At 38.1% G+C, this 19,128-nt stretch carries 17 protein-coding genes; 1 reads left to right on the top strand and 16 read right to left on the bottom strand.

Going from position 1 to position 19,128, the window contains the following annotated elements:
* Window positions 1-4 precede the first annotated feature (4 nt).
* From FFM61_RS03530 to FFM61_RS03460, 15 genes are all read right to left on the bottom strand, one after another.
* Window positions 5-2,020 (bottom strand): DHH family phosphoesterase, encoded by a 2,016-nt coding sequence (locus tag FFM61_RS03530; protein ID WP_074427271.1) that lies wholly within the window; start codon window positions 2,018-2,020, stop codon window positions 5-7.
* A gap of 270 nt (window positions 2,021-2,290) precedes the next feature.
* Window positions 2,291-3,244 (bottom strand): ABC transporter ATP-binding protein, encoded by a 954-nt coding sequence (locus tag FFM61_RS03525; protein ID WP_074427270.1) that lies wholly within the window; start codon window positions 3,242-3,244, stop codon window positions 2,291-2,293.
* A complete protein-coding gene (locus tag FFM61_RS03520; RefSeq protein WP_074427269.1) occupies window positions 3,244-4,347 on the bottom strand; it encodes an ABC transporter ATP-binding protein in 1,104 nt (367 codons plus the stop codon). Before FFM61_RS03520 ends, FFM61_RS03525 begins: the two co-directional genes overlap by 1 nt.
* Before the next feature lie 17 nt (window positions 4,348-4,364).
* A complete protein-coding gene (locus tag FFM61_RS03515; RefSeq protein WP_074427268.1) occupies window positions 4,365-5,396 on the bottom strand; it encodes an ABC transporter permease in 1,032 nt (343 codons plus the stop codon).
* Window positions 5,397-5,410: 14 nt separating this feature from the next.
* Entirely contained in the window at window positions 5,411-6,331 is a 921-nt protein-coding gene (locus FFM61_RS03510) for an ABC transporter permease (protein WP_074427267.1), read from the bottom strand.
* Window positions 6,332-6,659: 328 nt separating this feature from the next.
* Window positions 6,660-8,276: a peptide ABC transporter substrate-binding protein gene (locus FFM61_RS03505; protein WP_074427266.1), complete on the bottom strand. Its 1,617-nt coding sequence runs from the start codon at window positions 8,274-8,276 to the stop codon at window positions 6,660-6,662.
* A 324-nt stretch (window positions 8,277-8,600) separates the two neighbouring features.
* Window positions 8,601-9,257: an amino acid ABC transporter permease gene (locus tag FFM61_RS03500; RefSeq protein ID WP_074427264.1), complete on the bottom strand. Its 657-nt coding sequence runs from the start codon at window positions 9,255-9,257 to the stop codon at window positions 8,601-8,603.
* Window positions 9,254-9,907 carry an amino acid ABC transporter permease gene (locus FFM61_RS03495; RefSeq protein ID WP_074427263.1) on the bottom strand — a complete coding sequence of 218 codons (654 nt, stop codon included), beginning with the start codon at window positions 9,905-9,907 and terminating at the stop codon, window positions 9,254-9,256. The genes FFM61_RS03500 and FFM61_RS03495 overlap by 4 nt, the downstream gene beginning before the upstream one ends.
* Window positions 9,904-10,755, bottom strand: coding sequence for a transporter substrate-binding domain-containing protein (locus FFM61_RS03490; protein ID WP_083194463.1), 852 nt, complete (start codon window positions 10,753-10,755; stop codon window positions 9,904-9,906). Before FFM61_RS03490 ends, FFM61_RS03495 begins: the two co-directional genes overlap by 4 nt.
* 11 nt (window positions 10,756-10,766) lie before the next feature.
* Window positions 10,767-11,501, bottom strand: a complete 735-nt coding sequence (locus tag FFM61_RS03485) for an amino acid ABC transporter ATP-binding protein (RefSeq protein ID WP_074427262.1) — start codon at window positions 11,499-11,501, stop codon at window positions 10,767-10,769.
* Window positions 11,502-11,667: 166 nt separating this feature from the next.
* Window positions 11,668-12,474, bottom strand: a complete 807-nt coding sequence (locus FFM61_RS03480; RefSeq protein ID WP_074427261.1) for a DUF6681 family protein — start codon at window positions 12,472-12,474, stop codon at window positions 11,668-11,670.
* Window positions 12,474-12,938, bottom strand: coding sequence for a hypothetical protein (locus FFM61_RS03475; RefSeq protein ID WP_074427260.1), 465 nt, complete (start codon window positions 12,936-12,938; stop codon window positions 12,474-12,476). The genes FFM61_RS03480 and FFM61_RS03475 overlap by 1 nt, the downstream gene beginning before the upstream one ends.
* A gap of 3 nt (window positions 12,939-12,941) precedes the next feature.
* Entirely contained in the window at window positions 12,942-13,517 is a 576-nt protein-coding gene (locus FFM61_RS03470) for a guanylate kinase (protein ID WP_074427259.1), read from the bottom strand.
* Window positions 13,518-13,885: 368 nt separating this feature from the next.
* Complete coding sequence (gene pepV, locus FFM61_RS03465) at window positions 13,886-15,301, bottom strand: dipeptidase PepV (protein WP_074427258.1); 1,416 nt, start codon at window positions 15,299-15,301, stop codon at window positions 13,886-13,888.
* A gap of 83 nt (window positions 15,302-15,384) precedes the next feature.
* The gene (locus FFM61_RS03460) at window positions 15,385-16,233 is read right to left on the bottom strand and encodes an NAD(P)H-hydrate dehydratase (protein ID WP_083194461.1); all 849 of its coding nucleotides are present in this window, start codon (window positions 16,231-16,233) and stop codon (window positions 15,385-15,387) included.
* Between the two features lie 158 nt (window positions 16,234-16,391).
* On the opposite strand from FFM61_RS03460, the gene FFM61_RS03455 reads away from it, so the two are divergent.
* Window positions 16,392-17,447, top strand: coding sequence for a Gfo/Idh/MocA family oxidoreductase (locus FFM61_RS03455; protein ID WP_074427257.1), 1,056 nt, complete (start codon window positions 16,392-16,394; stop codon window positions 17,445-17,447).
* Window positions 17,448-18,186: 739 nt separating this feature from the next.
* Here FFM61_RS03455 and FFM61_RS03450 read toward each other — a convergent pair.
* Entirely contained in the window at window positions 18,187-19,116 is a 930-nt protein-coding gene (locus tag FFM61_RS03450) for a Ppx/GppA phosphatase family protein (protein WP_074427256.1), read from the bottom strand.
* Window positions 19,117-19,128 lie beyond the last annotated feature (12 nt).

Here is a 19,128-nt window from a genome sequence, read left to right as displayed (position 1 = left end):
TTTTCTATTCATTCTCTTGATCATTATCTTTATTAAGTTTTGTTAACAGTAATTCATAAACATCATCTGTCGTTGTGTCCTTAACTTGTGTTGCTGCATTACTTAGATGGCCACCGCCACCCATAGCTTCCATTACTAATTGGACACTGACATTACCAGTCGAACGTGCTGATACAGCAACTGTATTATTATCACGACGACTAATAACATATGCTGATTGAACCCCAATCATTTGAAGCAATGAATCAGCTGCCTGTGCAGCCACTACTGAATCATATTGAATATCATCTTCACCTGTAACAATAGCAGCACTATCATGGATTTTTGCTCGTTCAATTAAATGAGCGCGTTGTCGATATGAACCAACTGACTCCTTCATGAAATCCTGTAGCAATGAACCATCTGCACCCACTGCACGTAGGTAACTAGCTGCATCAAATGTTCGGGTACCTGAACGTAACGTAAATGATTTGGTATCAATTTGGATACCCGCTAACATCGCAGTTGCTTCTAAACGACGTAATCCTTGTGCCCGACGTGGTTGATACTCAAATAATTCCGTTACCAATTCAGAAGTTGATGACGCATACGACTCAACGTAAACCAACTGAGCCTCATCAGGAAACTCTTCGCCACGACGATGATGATCAATAATCACGACACTGTCTTTCATTGCCTCATAAACATCCTTTGATTCTGATAATGATGGTTTTGAGTGATCGACAATTACTAATAAACTTTGATCCGTCATCTGAGCAATAACGTCATCTGGTGCTAAAATAGCATTTTCATCAGAAGCATCCGTTGCCATTTGATCTAATAATAAGCGAATATCAGAATGTTCTTGACCAGTTTCTTCATACACAACCCATGCTGGTTTACCTAACATTTCTGCTAACCGTCGAACACCTAATGCCCCACCAAATGAATCCATATCAGGGCGTTTATGTCCCATCACAAATACTTGATCAGCTTGATCAAATAAATCAGCTAACGCTTGTGAAATTACGCGAGCACGAACACGCGTACGCTTAGCCATTGGGTTAGTATTACCACCATAAAAGCGTGCTGAGCCAGTTGAAGATTTAACAACAACTTGATCACCACCACGACCAAGTGCCAGATCCAAGTTAGACTGCGCATTTTCTGCTAACACATCAATTGCCATTTCATTATAAGCAATACCAATACTTAATGTAATTTGCGTATTTTGCATTGATGTTGACTCACGAATAACCTTTAATAAATTGAATTTATCATTTTCTGCTTTTATCAAGGATTCACGATAACCAACTAATAAGTAACGATCAACAGAAAGACGTCGTGCATAAATATCATGTTCCGTCATCCAATCGGATAGTGTTTTAGTTACATAAGTTCGTAATGTTGACGCCTCTGCGTCACTCATCCCCTCTGTAACTTCATCGTAATTATCTAAAGAAACAATCCCTAAAAACAATTTATGATTCTCATAATCAGCTGTAACTTGTGCTGATGCCGTCATATCCATTAAATAAATCGCATTTAATTCTGGCTGAACTTGTACTTGAAAAAAATGATCTAACCAATCACATTCAGTCATGCGTTTTTCATTATCTGACCATAATTCAACAATTTCAGTTAATGTATTTGAAACATCTTTTAAGTTCTGACCAACAATTGTTTGTTCACCAAGTAATTGTTGTAAATAGGGATTAACCCATTCAATATCACCATTATCAGTAAACAACATAACACCTAGTGGCATTTGAATAATTGATTCTTGTTCACCACGATTAATACGATAAGACAAATTTTCAATATAATGTGTTGTTTGTTCACTTAGATCTTGCAAAGTTTTAAAAATAACAATCAATGCAATAACAACTAGTATTACCCAAATGATTCCTACAACCCAATTAACTAACCATGCTAAAATTGCTCCTACAACGGCAATAAATGACACTAATGCTGCCATACTACCAAGGCGTTGGTTTTTAAAGAATGTCGGTAACGCCGTAAATTTTCTCACCCGTTTCACCTAGCCTATTATTTTATTTGTATCGTATCATTATAACATAAAGGAACTTTGCAATAAAATACTGCTAAATTTGCATAAAAAGCCTACAAACACTTCCTAATCAAGCGCTCACAATTAATTTACAAGCATCAATGACTAATCTTGGGTGTCTCACTACAAAATAAAACACATAACTAAAAAGTTTGCAAAGCTGACAAAGTGTCAACTTTACAAACTTTTTTAATTGATTTTATTAAATTTTTACGCTATTTCCTACAAGTAGTCAGGCTATTAGTCAATCAACCCAAACTCACGCGCACGCTCTTGATACATGGCAATTTCATCCTCAGCTGCCCAAACAAAATGTTGCGGTGCAATTTCAATCATCTGACGATCACGACCGTCTAATTCAGCAGTCGGATCATAGACAATTGGGACACGTTGCTCTTCAACAGTTGGATCAGGTACTGGTATTGAACTCAATAATGAACGCGTATAGTCATGTAAGGGATGGTTATAAACCTCATCGGCAAGTCCAATCTCAACCATTTTTCCCCAATGCATAACCCCAATACGGTCCGAAATATATTTAACCATCGACAAATCATGCGCAATAAACAAGTATGTTAGGCCTTGCTTTTGTTGTAGCTCCTTCATCAAGTTAACAACTTGTGCTTGAATAGAAACGTCCAACGCTGAAATTGGTTCGTCAGCAATGATAAACTTTGGCTGAACAGCTAGTGCACGGGCAATACCAATACGTTGTCGTTGTCCACCAGAAAACTCATGCGGATAACGACTCGAATGATCACGATTCAACCCAACTATCTCCAATAAGTCTTCCACTTGCTTAGCACGGTCAGCATCATTTTTAGCCAAATGATTAACATCAATTCCTTCGGCAACGATATCTTTAACTTTCATACGTAAATCTAAAGATGCTTGCGGATCTTGGAAAATCATTTGAACTGCCTGGCGAAATTTACTTAACTTATTACGCTTTTTAAGCTTTGCCAAATCTTCGCCTTCAAACAAAATTTGACCACCAGTTGGTTCATACAATTTCATAATTGCACGTCCAATGGTTGTTTTACCAGAACCAGATTCACCAACTAAACCAAATGTCTCACCTTCATAAATATCAAATGAAGCATTTTGAACAGCCTTAGTTTCGTTAGATTTACCTGCATTAAACGTGATGTCTAAACCTTTTAGCTCAACTAATTTTTTACGTTCATCAGCCATTATTTGCCACCTCCATTACCAAGGACAGCTGAGTTTTCAACGGCAACTGCCTTTGACCGATCAGCTTCAGGGTGCTCAGCTTGGAAACGCGTCCAGCGTTTTTGAACTTCTGCCGGTGGTACAACTTCTGGTGCACGTTTATCCAATAACCAAGTTGCAGCATAGTGCGTTTGTGACAATTTAAAGAACGGTGGCTTAACCTTTTCATCAGCAGCAACTGCATAACGATTACGTGCTGCAAAGGCATCACCCTTGGGTGGATTCAACAAATCAGGTGGCGTACCTGGAATTGCTTCTAGTGTTCCACGTTCGGTTGCAGTTGTTGGCATTGAATTCAACAATCCCCAAGTATATGGGTGTTGCGGAAAATTAAAGACCTCATCTACTTTACCAATTTCAATAATTTCACCTGCATACATCACAGCAACACGATCAGCCATACCAGCAACAACACCCAAATCATGGGTGATGAAGATAATTGACGTATCTGATTGTGCTTGAATATCCTTCATCAGGTACAAAATTTGTGCTTGAATTGTAACGTCCAACGCAGTTGTTGGTTCGTCGGCGATTAGAATTTCAGGATTATCAATCAAGGCGATTGCAATAACGATACGTTGACGCATCCCACCAGAAAATTGGTGTGGATAATCGTTAATATGGGCTTTAGCATTTGGAATACCAACAAGTTTCATCATCTCCAAAGCTTTTTCCCATGCTTGCTTTTTACTCATTTTTTGATGTTTAATCAACGGTTCTGCAATTTGTTGTCCTATTTTCATTGTTGGGTCCAAAGATGTCATTGGGTCTTGGAAAATCATTGCAATTTCAGAACCACGGACTTTTTGCATCTGCTTTTCTGTTTTACCAATAATTTCATCACCTTTAAAAGTAATTGAACCTTTTTCCACTCGGGCGTTTTTTGCCAACAATCCCATTAATGAACGTGTCGTTACCGACTTACCTGATCCAGACTCACCAACAATTGCCAATGTTTCACCCTTATACAAGTCAAATGAAACATCGCGGATGGCCTGAACACTTCCATTATAGGTATTGAAATTAATTTTAAGGTCATCGACCTCAAGAATTTTTTCTGCCATTTCTTCACTCTCTTCCATTAATCCTTTGTACGTGGATCAAACGCATCACGTAATCCATCACCTAATAAGTTAAACGCAATCATGATAATTCCCAAGATCACAGCTGGAATTGCTAATTGATATGGATAGAATTGCATTGCTTTTTGTCCATCATTTAACAACGTACCCAATGAAGCCATTGGCACTGGAATTCCCAATCCAATAAATGAAAGCAATGCCTCGAAGAAGATTGCTGATGGAATGGTGAACATTAGTTGTACGATAATCGTTGAACTTAGGTTAGGTACTAAATGACGTAACCCAATGCGCCAAGTAGATGAACCCAAAGTACGTGCTGCTAGAATATAATCCTGTTCTTTAGCTGTTAGCACCTGCGCTCTAACCAGCCGGGCCATGGAAGTCCAAGAAGTTAAGGCAATTCCCAATGAAATTGACAACATACCTGGCTTCATAATTAAAATCAAAAGGACAAAGACAACCAAATTTGGAATTGAAGAAACGATTTCAATAATTCGTTGCATCACGATATCAACTTTACCACCACGCCAACCTGACGTAATACCATAGATAACACCAATCACCAAATCCATTAATGTTGCGATTAAGGCAACCTCTAATGAAATACGTGTTCCATATAGGACACGTTTGAAAATGTCACGACCGAATTGATCAGTTCCAAACCAATAATTTTTCTTATCAGACACACCAGCTGATTCATATTGATCAATTTTAGTACCATCTAATTTAGCCTCACCTGTAAAACCAGGGACCTCACCTAGCACACCTGGTAGACGTGCCGGCAAATTTTGAATCGTCACATCTTGACGTGAAGTTGCTTTTGAATTAGCCACTGGTGATGACGCAAAGGCCACTATAAAAACGGCAATTAAAATCCAAAGTGAAACGAATGCCCCTTTATTTTTCTTTAAACGACGCCAGGCATCTTTCAAAAAGCTGACCGATGGCTTTAAAATCTCTTCATTATCAGTATGACGATCAGCGGGAAGCAATTTAAAATCATCTGCTGTTAAATTTACTTTTTCAGACATGAGCGGCTCCTTCCTTATTTAGCCAATCGAATACGTGGATCAATAACACCGTAAAGGATATCTGTAATTAACAAAATAACCATTAACATCATTGAATAAACAATTGTTGTTCCCATAATTATTTGGTAATCATTAGTCAAAATCGAATCAACGAATTGGCTACCAATACCAGGAATTGAAAAAATATTCTCCACAACAATTGATCCGGTTAGCAAGTTAACTGCCATTGGACCAACCAAAGTTACCAATGGAATCAATGAATTACGAAGCGCATGCTTCCAAATCAGTTCATTGCTTGAAAGACCCTTAGCACGTCCCAATTCAATATAGTCAGAACCTAAAACATCAACCATTTCGGTACGAATAAAACGTGCTGATGTTGCCAATGGACTCATCCCCAACGCAATGGTTGGTAGAATAGTTGCGGCAAAGCCTTTCCAACCAGCAATTGGTAACCAATCTAATTTCAATCCAATCCAATATTGCAACAAAGCGGCGAATACGAATGATGGAATTGAAATACCCAACACTGCCAAAATTGATAAGAAGGTATCAGTTTTTGTGTTACGTCGAACAGCAGCCGCAGCTCCCAATCCTGTTCCAGCGATTAGACCAAAAATCAATGCTTGAATTCCAAGTTGAGCAGATGGACCAAGACGTTGTGCCACCAAAGTTGAAACTTCTTGGTTAGCAAATTGGAACGATACACCAAAATCAAAGTGCAGTGCATCCCAAAGGTAAGTAACATATTGCACGACTAACGGCTTATCTAAACCATACTGTGCTTCAATCATCTTTTGTTGACTGGCAGATAAACGTTCTGCGTTAGCCAACGGTGATCCTGGCATCAGCTTCATTAAAAAGAATGTGGCTGAAATAATCAAGACCAAAGTTAACACAATAATTGCTAACCGCTTAATTATATATTTGAACATGGCTATGCCTTCCCCTATTTTTTACTTCTATTCATAATATGCTAGAAAGTCATTTTTGAAATAACCATACTCTCATATCTCATAGTTATTAATTAGATGTTTTTAATTTTACCAGACGTTCACTATTTATAAAAGAGTTTGTGATAATTTTTCACATAATCATTTAATTTATATACGTGTTTTCCTAATAAAATCAAGCATTATCCGAACCTTATTAACAACAGCTATGCTAATTTTTCACTTATTTTAGAGACTAAAAAAGAGAGCAGGACAAATCTGCATTCGTCACTCCCCCCTTTTTAATCAGTCATTTAATCTAAATATTAAATTACTTCTTATAAGCCCACTTCCAGTCAAATGGTGCTCCAGTTGTATTTGAAACAACACTCTTAACTGATGTGTTCAATAGTGATGGCTTTGCTTGGTAGTATATTGGCGCAATTGCTGCATCATCTTGTAGCAACTTTTCAGCCTTAGCATAGTCTTCATAACGCTTATTCTCATCATTGGCATCAGTTGTCTTAGCATCGCTCATCAACTTATCGTAGTCGGCATTCTTCCAGCTACCATTGTTAAATGATGAATCAGATGTATACAAATCTAAGAATGTTGATGGGTCAGCATAGTCACCACCCCAAATTGTGTTAACCATATCGAACTTCTTATCATCTGATAATGAGATACGTTGCTTAAATGGCACCGTCTTAATTGTAACCTTTAAGCCTGGCAACTTCTCCATTTGTGATTGGACGAATTGTGCTGAACGCTTGGCACCATCAGTATCATCTGTTAGGTATTGTAGGTTAACCTTCTTCTTACCAGTTTCCTTCAAGCCTTGCTTCCATAACTTCTTGGCTTCCTTTAGATCGTAACCGCTGGCATCCTTATCAGCTGCTACCTTAGCAAAGTCCTTACCTGAGTTAGAATCCTTAGCTAACTTTGTGGCAGTAAATGAGTAAGCTGGCTTACCTCCTCCACCAAGAATCTTAGATGACATTGTGCTACGGTCAATTGACTTTGACAATGCCTTACGGATATTTGTGTTATCTAATGGCTTCTTGTTTTCATTGAATTCAATAAAGGCTGTTGAAGCTTGTGAAATAACAGTGAAGTCCTTCTTGTCCTTTGAAGCCTTATATTGATCAGGTGACAAGGTTGTATAATCAACCTTCTTTGACTTGTATAAGTTATAACCAGTGTTTTGGTCCTTAATAGTTTGAATATTTATTTTTGGTGTCTTAACGGTCTTAGCATCCCAGTAATCTTTGTTCTTTACCAAAGAAATCTTGTTATTTGAACCAGTCCAGCCCTTCATAACAAATGGTCCGTTAGAAATTGTATACTTTGAAGCAGTACCATATTTCTTACCAACCTTATCCACAAACTTCTTGTTTTGTGGTTCAAAAGTAGCCATTGTCATAACTGATTCTAGTTGTGGCATTGGGCGATCAAGCGTTACTTCAAGTGTCTTATCATCAATTGCTTTAACACCCAAGTCAGTTACAGGCTTGTCACCATTTTGAACTTCATCAGCATTTTTAATACCTGAGAATAGATATGCATATTGTGATGCAGTCTTAGGGTCGTTAGTACGTTGCCAGCCGTATACATAGTCATTAGCTGTAACGGGATCACCATTTGACCACTTTGCGTCACGCAAATGATAGGTAAATGTCAAACCATCTTCAGACTTATCAACTGACGTTGCACCAGCTAGTGCTGGTTTTCCTGACTTATCCGTACGGTACAATCCTTCACCAATTGATTGTAGATATGTAAAATCAATTGCAGCCGTCGTCTTTGAAGGATCCATCGTTCCAACATTAGCGCCTTCTGTCCAGTTAATTGTCTTATACTTTGCGGCACTTGCTGTAACTGGTACAATCGCTGATCCTAAGATCACTGCACCAGACAACAGAGCACTTACCTTTAATGTCTTATTCATAATCGTTCCCCGTTCCTTATAACCGCATTCATAATACGTGCTAACTTTTTCATAATAGTATAATAAACAATTGTAGGAGTCAACAATTTATTTAAGATTATTTTTAATAAACTCCCTTTTTTATCCTTAAAACGTTGATAAACCAGCATATTAAAACGTTTCATTAAAATGAAGTTTCTCATTTTAGACTCATTTTATTATGATTGAAATTCTCATTAAAATAAAAAAGCGTCAATCTAGCCATTTTAGCATGGTAGATTGACGCTTTTTAAACATAACCAAAACTTAATTGGCATATGTTTTTCTTTTATATTCAAAATTTGGTTATGCAGCCATACGACGATCCAACATATCACCAATTTTTGAGATAATGAAATTTAGGATAAAGTAAATGACAGCCAAAGCAAAGAACATTGAAACGATTGCACCTGGCTCTTGTGCATAAACAATTTGTGCACGATAAGTCACCTCAGGCAACATAATAATAGTTGCCAACGACGTATCCTTAATCAATGAAACGAATTGTGAAACAATCGGTGGAATCATCTTCTTATAGGCTTGTGGCAAAATAATATGCCATAATGCCTGCTTAAAGTTCAAACCGTTCGATAGTGCTCCTTCTAATTGTCCCTTTGGCACAGCCATAATACCTGAACGAATAATTTCAGCTAACATCGCTGATTCAAAAATCGTCAAGGCAAAAATAGTTGACGTCACGACACCAAAATGAATACCAACCTTAGGCAAAGCAAAGTACGTGAAGAAAATAATCAACAATAGCGGCAAATTACGAATTAAATCAATAATAAACCCAACAATTTGTGAAAAATATGGAATCTTTACATATCTAATAACACCTAAAATCGAGCCAATAACAAAGCTTAAAATAACTGAAATGACAGCTACTTCGACCGTAACACCCAATCCAGACATCAGGAAACGTAAATTAACCCATGAAAAGGCTGAAAAGAATTCACTCATGCTCGGCCTCCTTTCTTCTCAAGACGATTCTCCAAATAACGCATGTAATAGCTCAAAGGCATCGTCAAAATAAGATAGAAAATACCAACAATAATGAATGGGCCAAATGTATCAAAAGTTGTCTGAGAAATTTGGTTAGCCTGATACATCAAATCTAATCCAGCAACGAATGCCAAAACAGATGAGTTCTTAATCAAATTGATAAATTGGTTACCTAGAGGTGGAATCACAAGTTTAAAGGCTTGTGGCAAAACCACATAACGCATTCCTTGCCACCATGATAAACCATTCGACATCGCACCTTCTAGTTGCCCCTTGGGCACGGCATTAATTCCAGCACGAACTGTTTCAGCAATAAAAGCTGATGTGTATAATGTCAAACCAAATGTTCCAGCTGCAAAACCACTAATTTTAATCACATTAGCAATTACAACATAGAAGAACATCGTGATAACCAACAAAGGAATATTACGTACAATTTCAATATAAATACGTCCGATAATATTGGCCAATCTATTAGGCACGACTTCCATAAGCGCAAAAGCTGTTCCTAAAATAGTTGAGCCAATTAATGCTAAGATAGACGACAAAATCGTCCAACCAAAACCGGTTAGAAATTCACCGGCATGGGATTGAAATAATGATATCATTCTCCAGCCAACTCCTTCCAGTCCATACCCTTTACGTTACCAAACCATTTTTTAGCCATCTTTTCGTAAGTACCATCAGCTTTAATGTCATCAACGGCCTTATCAACAGCTTTTACTAACTTTGGATTTTGCTTTTGCATCGCAACACCATATGGTTCCTTTGTAAAGGTACCACCACGAACTTCTAATGACTTAGAACCTGCTGCCATACCATACAAAATACCATTATCGGTTGTCAATGCATCCCCTTGACCAGCTTTTAAGGCAGTCAAAGCGGTTGCATAGTCTTGAAGACCAACAACCTTTGCTTTAGGTGCAAATTCCTTAATTTCATCAATTGATGTTGACCCTTGCACTGCCAAAACGCGTGCTTTAGACGTGTTAAGCTCTTTAACATTATGGTACTTACTTGATTTCTTTACTAAAATGGATTGCCCCGCATTAAAATAAGGTTGTGAAAAATCAACAACTTTTTGACGATCAGGGGTAACAGACATTGTTGCAATAATAGCGTCAATGTTCCCATTAATTAACATTGGTACACGCGTTCCTGATGTAATTTGTGTATAAACAACCTTAGCATCTGGATTAACACGCTTTGTGATTTCTTTAGCCATCTCAACATCGAAACCTTCTAGTTTACCAGTCTTAATGTTCATCAACCCCATTAATTTAGTGTCACCTTTAACACCCCAATTCATGCGGTCATTTTTCATAATACGGTTGTATGTTTCGTTTTTAGTATTATCAGCAGCATGGACATTATTTGTCGCCGATATCCCAGTAAACAAAGCAAAGGCTGAAGCCGCTAACATTGACTTCACCACAACTTGAAATCTACTTTTCATGTTGCACCTCCTTAACGAATAATTTGCGATAGGAATTCTTGTGCACGAGGTTCCTTTGGTTGCGCGAAGAATTCATCAGTTGGTGAATCCTCCAAGATTTGTCCTTGATCCATGAAAATAACACGGTCAGCGACTTGTTTAGCAAATCCCATTTCGTGCGTTACAACTAATGTTGTCATTGATGAATCATTAACAATGTCTTTAATAATTTTCAAAACACCATTAACCATTTCCGGATCCAAGGCTGAAGTTGGCTCATCAAACAACAATGCTTTTGGCTTCATAGCTAGTGAACGTGCAATCGCAATACGTTGTTGTTGACCACCAGATAATGCTGATGGTACTTTTTCAGCTTGGTCAACTAGGCCAACCCGATCCAACAACGCCATTGCTGTTTTCTTATTTTCATCTTCATCACGATGTAGCACCAAGCGTGGTGCTAACATAATATTTTCCAAAACTGTTTTATTTGCATACAAGTTAAAGTGTTGGAAAACCATTCCCACATTTTTACGCGTACGATTCATATCCGTTTTAGGATTAGCTAAGTCTTGCCCATTAACAATTAGCTGACCGCCTTGTACCGGTTCTAGACCGTTAATTGTTCGAATCAATGTTGATTTACCTGACCCAGAAGGTCCGATTAAAACAACTGTTTCACCAGCCTCTACCTTTAAATTAATGTCCGTCAATGCATGGTAATCACCATAGAATTTGTTGACATCTTTGAACTCGATCATCGACATAACGGTTCCTCCTTATAGATAATCCCCCTAATGGATTATCTTAGTATATAAAATAACCCGTCGCGATTTTTTCGTGACGGGTCGCTAAACTAATAATAATCTGAAATTATCTAAAATGTCAAACATCTTGTTAAGTTTATTAACACGACATGTGAAATTAGTTCATTTAAATTGATTGTTTTTTGGTATATGCTAATTCAACTGATAAAAAGTAAGGTTTTTCAACTGAGGCCAAGGAACTACGTCCACGGGCCTTACCAGGACCACCAGAGACCACCACCGAAGTAATATATAAATTGTATGATTTTAAAGCCAAGTCTACCGGTTGTAAGCCGATGGTTTGGATGCGAGCTAACCGTGATGATAGCATTTCATTAACACCACCATAAACTGACAAGCCCCCCCGTTCTTCTTCTAAACGGAAATAGGGTAATGGTGTCCCCGGATGATTAGCAAAAATATGGGGCTGACCTGTAGCCAAAAAAGCCATTTGTTCTTTTTCTGATAAACCACCATAATTATCAGTAAACATACCACTCTCACGCAATTGATCCACAACTTTACTTAGTTCAGCTGCCATATCACCATCAGATACAGCCGTGGCTGGTAACACTTGTTGTTTATCATATAAACCATTTGCTGGGACATAAGGCATTGCAGCAGAGCCATTGTCTGCTTTAGCTGTTTGTGAACCACCTAACATTTTTTCAAGTAACGGTGAAATATCCCATTTAACAGTTTTTTTAGTGTAATAATAAAGGATATTCAGAATGGCACAATACAAAATAAACAAAAAGGCAATTAATAAGCCGGCGCCTCGTAAATATGCGCCATTTTGAATATGTCGTATTGCTAAATACAAAATATAAAAATTACCAACACCTGCAAGAATCGAGTATACTTGACCCTTCCAACGAGCATTCACATTGAACATACCCAAATAATGATTAAGTAAATCTAAGATTGTTAACATTAATTAGTTACTCCTTCCTGAGATGCATTATCTGTCGCATTATTCGTGGCATCATTTGTTGCATTATCTGTATCAGGGGTAACATCATTCGCTACACTAGCATCGCTACTACTTGATGCCTGGTCGGCATTATCGGTTGTGTCTTCACTTGATGATTGCTGTTCGTCTACTTGGCTACTACTTGCATCGCTAACTGATGATACTGAGCTAGATGAAGAAACATCCGTGTCATCTTCGGCAGATTGACTACTAGTTGCATCGGAATTTTCTGACTCACTAGATGATTTATTACTATTCGTTGAGTCAATCTCAGATGTTGATGTATTTGTGGATACTACTGATGATTTAGGTGCCCCGTTTGATGAATTCGTTGACACGTTAACAATCGCATTTCCAGCACTAACTGCTAAAATAATTGACACCAATGCCACTGGTGTCATAAATGGTGGTGTACGGTATACCATACGTTATTCCTCCTCTGGTTCAACAACCACAGCTTGTTTGACAATATTATCAATTGCCATTTTAGTACTTTGCCAGTCATCATTTACCACCACATGAGCAGTATCTTGTAATGACGTTGGTAATTGAATATCGCGTTGATACTCTTGACTTGTTAAACGTTGGCGCATTTCTTCTAGATTATCGCCACGTTTAGATAGCCGCCCTAAAATTTCATCTGTTTTAGTCACGGTCAAAAAAATAATCACCGCTTCATCTCCTAGTTTATCAGCGTATGTTTTAGCCCCCGCTGTGTCTAGAACAATTGTAATTAAGGGACTCTTTTCCCATGCTCGCTCCAATCCTTCATATGATGAACCATACTGAAAATTAGCATACGCAACACTTTCTAAATAATGATTTTCTGCAAAGCTGTCAGTTGATTCAAAATAATAATCAATTTGATCAATTTCTCCCTCACGCGGTGGCCGCGTGGTATGCGTAATCACTTGCGGCATTTCATAAAATTCATTTAAATAATTAGCAACCGTCGTTTTCCCAGTGCCAGTATTGCCCGTCAAAACGAATATTTTTCGATTCATAACTCTTTCTACTCTCTTTAATTAACTATTATCAGTATAATGCGTTATGCTTAAGGTTCCCTAACATTTTGTTTTAATTTTTACTTTTTAGTTTAATTAACACATTAATTTCTCACAATAAAAGCATGCACAAGATTGTACATGCTTTTATGTGACGACCTATATTTTAAAACACTTTGTTCTTTAAGCACCAATCACTCATCTACATGTAACATAATTGTAACACACTTTTATTGAAAACGAAAAAATCATTGCAAGCTTTTGCATTTGAAAAACGTCTTTTAAAAAAGCAAATCACCAACAATGTTGGCAATTTGCTTTCGTTAGAATAGGTGATTTATTGTTGCTAGACCCTATTTTTTATTTGATTAAACGTTTGCTAATTCATACATTGCTTGACCAAAAATAGCCATTGCACGTGTTAAGTCAGCAACTGGGTAGAATTCATCAGCTTGATGCATCGTGTCAGGAACACCTTCAAACATTGCACCAAAGGCAACACCACGCTTCAACAAACGACCAAATGTTCCACCACCAATAACTTGTTCTGCTGCTGGCAAACCTGTTTGATCACGGTAAACTTGCAACAATGTTTGGACTAGTGGGTCATTACCAGGTACGTAGTGTGGTACTTGCGCATGGCCTTCCACCTTAACAGTAGCATCAAAGCCTTCTGGCAAAGATGCGACAACATGGCCTTCAATTTCTTGTGCTGTCGTATTTTGTGGGTAACGGAAATTAGCATTAACAAAACCATCTTCACCGTCAGCAAAGCGTTGAATACCAACGTTCATTGACAAATCATGCATCAAGTCATCATGCGTCTTAGCACCAATCTTAGATGCAACTGTATCATCATGCAATTGTGTGCCTAAGAATGTTAGGAATCCCTGTGCATTACCACCAAAGTCTTGCTCTTGAAGGAAATTAGCCAAGTAAGTTCCAGCATTTTCCCCAGTTTCAGGAGAAGCACCGTGCACTTGCTTACCATAGAAGGTAAACGTTACTTGGTTATCTGAAACATCTGCTTCACCCTTAACACGAGTTTCAGCTGCTAGATAATCGTTCATGGCAGCAACTAATGCATCAGCATCAGCAGTCTCAACAACAGCTTTGGCAACACCAGGCACCATGTTTGGACGTTCACCGGCTGTAAATGATATCAACTTCAATGAACCACCTTGTGTACCAGCAAAGCGTGTGACAACTGAAACATTTCCTTTTTCACCATTGATGATTGGGAACTCTGCATCAGGAGAGAATCCCATTGTTGGTTCACCATATGCTTCAAAGAATTCGTCCATGCCAGTCCAGTCAGATTCCTCATCGATTCCAACAACTAAGACTAGTTTACGATTTAGCTTCAAGCCCAAATCTTTGATCATCTTCAAAGCATAGTAAGCCGTAAAAGTTGGCCCTTTATCATCAGATGAACCACGAGCATACAAACGACCATCTTCGATAACTGGTGTCCAAGGATCCTTAGTCCAACCATCCCCTTCAGGCATCACATCCAAGTGACCAATAATGGCAACTGTCTCTTCAGCATCTTCTGGACCTAATTCAGCATAGGCCACCAAATTTTTGTAGTTACCAACACGGAAACCATCACGCTTTGCAAACGCTTCAAATTTCAACAAAGCTTCCTCAGGACCTGGCCCTAAAGGTGCATCAGTTGTTGCTGCGTCATCATCACGAACAGATTTGATTGCTAACATTTCTTTTAAATCTGCTAATAAATCATCTTCATATTTTAAGGCTTCAGCATGCCATTGTTTTACCATTTGTAAATCCCTCCAAGAGTCATTCATATTTGTTCTCAATTATACACTTCTTTATATTATTACACACCTTAGTTTAGGCTAACCTACAAATTAGATTGAATGCGTGACATATAATTTGATATGGCATCCGCTATAAATGAAGGTTTAACAACATAACTATGCACCGCCATTTCTTGCGCAATAATCGAATGCGCATAGACAGCTGCTTCTGTTGCTTTAAGATGGTTTTGCTTAAACTGACCAACAAAACCACCAATAATACCGGCCAAGACATCACCCATGCCACCAGTTGCTTGGTACGCACCACCAATCATCAGCTGATGTAACACATTTTCAGCATAAATTAACGTATGATGTTGTTTTAATACTAAGACGTCCAAATTTAAAATTTGTCGTTGCACTTCATTTAACTGATGCTCTGTCTGATAATTTAATTGAATGCCGCTTAAACGGGCCCATTCCATTTGATGCGGTGTCGCAATTGTAAATGCTGACCGTGGAAAAGTTAAGTGATTGTCAGCCATCACCGTCAAAGCAGAACCATCAACAACCAAAATGTGCTTATTAGTTACCGCTTTAAATACTAATTTCACCAGATGTAATGCCTGTTGATCAACCCCCAATCCTGGACCAATCACAATAACATCACTTTTTTCAATATTAGTCAGTAACTGGTCGTCATCTCGCCAATCCAAAAACATGGCTTCCGGTGTTCGCGTGTGCAAAGCAGTTAAATTAACTTTATCCGTTGCCACCGTTGTCAAACCTGCTCCAGCACCAACACTAGCTTGACCAGCCATTAAGATGGCACCACCATATTGCATGCTTCCCCCGATTAACAGAACACGGCCAAAATCCCCTTTATGACTATCGTCAGGACGTCTTAAAATAACTTCATGTAAAATATCTGATTTTAATTCATTAATAGCCATGGTCACTCTCCATTTGTCTAGTATATCAATCATACCGCGTCCAGATAGTGGTATAAGATCAATCGATATTTTTATTTCATATTACTATTCTATCATCTATTGCACAAATACATTAATTAAGTAACAATAATAGTAATTAATATTTTAGGAGAACTTGTATGCTTAATATTGCTTATATTGGATTTGGTAAAAGTACTAATCGTTACCATATTCCTTACGTTAAAGAACGTTTTGAACAATTTCACATCAGTCGTATTGTCGCACCCCATATTGATAAGCGTCCGGATGATCGTGCAAAGCTAGAAGCTACCGGAACCGTCTTTTCAACAGATATTCAAGATATCATTGCTGATAACACACTAGACTTAGTCGTTGTTGTCACACCTGCTCCAACTCATTTTGCTGTTGCTAAACAATTACTAGCTGCTGGTAAAAATGTTTTGATTGATAAGCCTGTTGTTGCAACTGTTAAAGAAATCACTGAATTAATTGATTTAGCTAAACAACATGACGCCTTCTTTATGCCATTCCAAAATCGGCGTTTTGATAGTGACTTTATCACTTTACAACATGTGTTAGACGCTGGTTATATTGGTCGTCCAATTGAACTTGAGCTACACATGGATCACTATCGCCCTAATGACGCTAAACAATCTGGTGGCGTTATGGAAACAACTTGGTTTGATCACGGTGCGCACTTAGTAGATCAAATGGTTTCTTTATTTGGTAAACCACAACACGTTGCATACGACTTACGCATCGCCCGTGATTTATCAGCCAGTTTATCCGACCAATTTGAAGTCAACCTATTTTATCAGGATGCCTTTAAAGCAACTATTCAATCTAGCGAAATGACAGCTGTACACTATCCTAAGTGGATTTTGCATGGTACTAAAGGTTCATACATTAAATACAACATTGATCAACAAGAGTATGATTTAAAAACTGGTATTATGCCTGGTGATGCAGGATTTGGTACTGATGCACCACAAGATTATGGTAAAGTCACTTACTATAACCAAAATAACGATCGTATCGAAAAAATAATTCCTACTATTAATGGAGACTACGGGCGTGTATATGATGCCGTCTATGAAACTCTTGTTAATCATCAAGATAAACTTGTTTCCAATGAACAATTAGTAACAACAATTAGTATTCTAGAAGCTGGTGCATCAGCTTCTAGCCCTCATATCGTAAATTTTAATGATTAAATTAAGGGTTGTTTCTTGTAACCGCTTTCATTAAATGCTACTATATAGGTGTACCAAAAGGAAAGGTAGGTAGTGATTTGACAGATTATATTAATCTAACCACAAATATCACTTCTTCTACACGAATCCATATGGGCGTGTTACAGTAATGAAACAAGATAATTTAAGTATCAAATTTTAAAGATAAACATTAAGTCATGAATTGACTATCTTGTTATCATTAGCATCAGTTTCTTCAACGAGCTATGATAACCCTCATCAGGGCGTAAGCATATAGCTTGATTTGGAGGCTGCTCCCGACACGATTCGCTTTTTAAACGGATAATTTTGGATGCAGTAGTAGTTGCAGCAAGATGTAGTTGGTTTGGGTAATTGCTAGCGACAGTCGTTTAAATCTGCAGATTAAACTTCTAGTAGTTGCCATTACAATTGAATACAGGGTTGCAAATTAAAGTGCACCCCTTGTTAGAAGTATCATATCTAACAAAAATAGCCGCGGGTCAACGAACCGGCGGCTTTTTATATGAAGAGCGTTGCCAATCTGCGGTTAGCATTCCGGTATAAGACCTGTTTTGTGCCCCGACGCTGTCAAGCGACTGGGTCAAAATTGGGCTTATATAAGGAATGTTGCTGGTCGGTGCGCGTTTATGGAGAGCGTTGCCAATCTGCGGATACAACTACCGTTTTGGATAATTAAACAAAAAAGCGTTTGGAACACCGCTCCAAACGCTTTTTTAGATTAATTTTCCATCCGATATTCTTGTAACAAACCTTCACGAACCCCTGAAGCAGAAAAAATCACTTTACTTGCACCAGTGCGTTTGATTAATTCAATCAAAGGTAACAGTCCACTAACAATAATATCAGCACGATTAGCTTCTAAGTCTAATAGTTCTTCTCGTTCATCCTTAGTCATCGTCGTTAATTTATGATAAGTTTCCACAACTGCCGATGTTGACATTTCATAGCCATGAAAATCGGAATCAGCAGGTAAACCATGTTTTACCCGATCCAATCGCGCCAGTGAACGGTTAGCACCACCTAACAAAATAATTGGTAGTGTGACTGTATCATCTAGCCAAGGCAACTTAGCATACTGTGTATTAACATATTTAGCCGCCTTTTCAATTGAATCAGGTGACACAACCCCTGCAACATTCAATTTAAATTTTTCTGATAAATTAACGGCACCAAATGGCAAACTCATCATGTTGGTCGCCATTCGATCTTCGATGCCAACTAATTCAACACTCGCACCACCAGTATCTAACAACCACGCATCAGTAATATCCAATGCTGATGCAGCACCCAGATAATCATAATAAGCTTCTTGATCACCTGTTAGTACTCGAATTTCCACACCAACTGCACGGAAAACTTTATCCAAGAACACAGCTTGATTCTCAGCCTCACGCACAGCTGCGGTTGCAATTCCCACAACTGTCACATCATCAAACATCATATAATCTTGTTGAAATTCCAATAATGCATTAACAACACGTGTCATAGCTGCGTCTGTCAATTCACCATCATTTTCGGCCATACCTTCTGCCAAACGCGTGTCCAATTTACGGCGACGTAATTCAATAAAATTTCCATCTGCTTGCAGTTCTTCAACTACCATACGAGTTGAGTTTGAACCCAAGTCAATGACTGCTAAATAACTCATTTAATACTCCTT

The sequence above is a fragment of the Weissella hellenica genome (genome assembly GCF_005405545.1).
Classification (GTDB): domain Bacteria; phylum Bacillota; class Bacilli; order Lactobacillales; family Lactobacillaceae; genus Weissella; species Weissella hellenica.
The sequence above is the reverse complement of the archived record's forward strand: the minus strand, read 5'-3'. Positions and strand labels throughout refer to the sequence as shown.

What these genes read in the sequence shown, in the direction of transcription:
- FFM61_RS03525 (WP_074427270.1), bottom strand. Translation starts at nt 3,244, where the DNA reads ATGGCTGATGAACGTAAAAAATTAGTTGAGCTAAAAGGTTTAGACATC.
- FFM61_RS03520 (WP_074427269.1), bottom strand. Translation starts at nt 4,347, where the DNA reads ATGGCAGAAAAAATTCTTGAGGTCGATGACCTTAAAATTAATTTCAAT.
- FFM61_RS03515 (WP_074427268.1), bottom strand. Translation starts at nt 5,396, where the DNA reads ATGTCTGAAAAAGTAAATTTAACAGCAGATGATTTTAAATTGCTTCCC.
- FFM61_RS03510 (WP_074427267.1), bottom strand. Translation starts at nt 6,331, where the DNA reads ATGTTCAAATATATAATTAAGCGGTTAGCAATTATTGTGTTAACTTTG.
- FFM61_RS03505 (WP_074427266.1), bottom strand. Translation starts at nt 8,276, where the DNA reads ATGAATAAGACATTAAAGGTAAGTGCTCTGTTGTCTGGTGCAGTGATC.
- FFM61_RS03500 (WP_074427264.1), bottom strand. Translation starts at nt 9,257, where the DNA reads ATGAGTGAATTCTTTTCAGCCTTTTCATGGGTTAATTTACGTTTCCTG.
- FFM61_RS03495 (WP_074427263.1), bottom strand. Translation starts at nt 9,907, where the DNA reads ATGATATCATTATTTCAATCCCATGCCGGTGAATTTCTAACCGGTTTT.
- FFM61_RS03490 (WP_083194463.1), bottom strand. Translation starts at nt 10,755, where the DNA reads ATGAAAAGTAGATTTCAAGTTGTGGTGAAGTCAATGTTAGCGGCTTCA.
- FFM61_RS03485 (WP_074427262.1), bottom strand. Translation starts at nt 11,501, where the DNA reads ATGTCGATGATCGAGTTCAAAGATGTCAACAAATTCTATGGTGATTAC.
- FFM61_RS03480 (WP_074427261.1), bottom strand. Translation starts at nt 12,474, where the DNA reads ATGTTAACAATCTTAGATTTACTTAATCATTATTTGGGTATGTTCAAT.
- FFM61_RS03475 (WP_074427260.1), bottom strand. Translation starts at nt 12,938, where the DNA reads ATGGTATACCGTACACCACCATTTATGACACCAGTGGCATTGGTGTCA.
- FFM61_RS03470 (WP_074427259.1), bottom strand. Translation starts at nt 13,517, where the DNA reads ATGAATCGAAAAATATTCGTTTTGACGGGCAATACTGGCACTGGGAAA.
- pepV (WP_074427258.1), bottom strand. Translation starts at nt 15,301, where the DNA reads ATGGTAAAACAATGGCATGCTGAAGCCTTAAAATATGAAGATGATTTA.
- FFM61_RS03460 (WP_083194461.1), bottom strand. Translation starts at nt 16,233, where the DNA reads ATGGCTATTAATGAATTAAAATCAGATATTTTACATGAAGTTATTTTA.
- FFM61_RS03455 (WP_074427257.1), top strand. Translation starts at nt 16,392, where the DNA reads ATGCTTAATATTGCTTATATTGGATTTGGTAAAAGTACTAATCGTTAC.
- FFM61_RS03450 (WP_074427256.1), bottom strand. Translation starts at nt 19,116, where the DNA reads ATGAGTTATTTAGCAGTCATTGACTTGGGTTCAAACTCAACTCGTATG.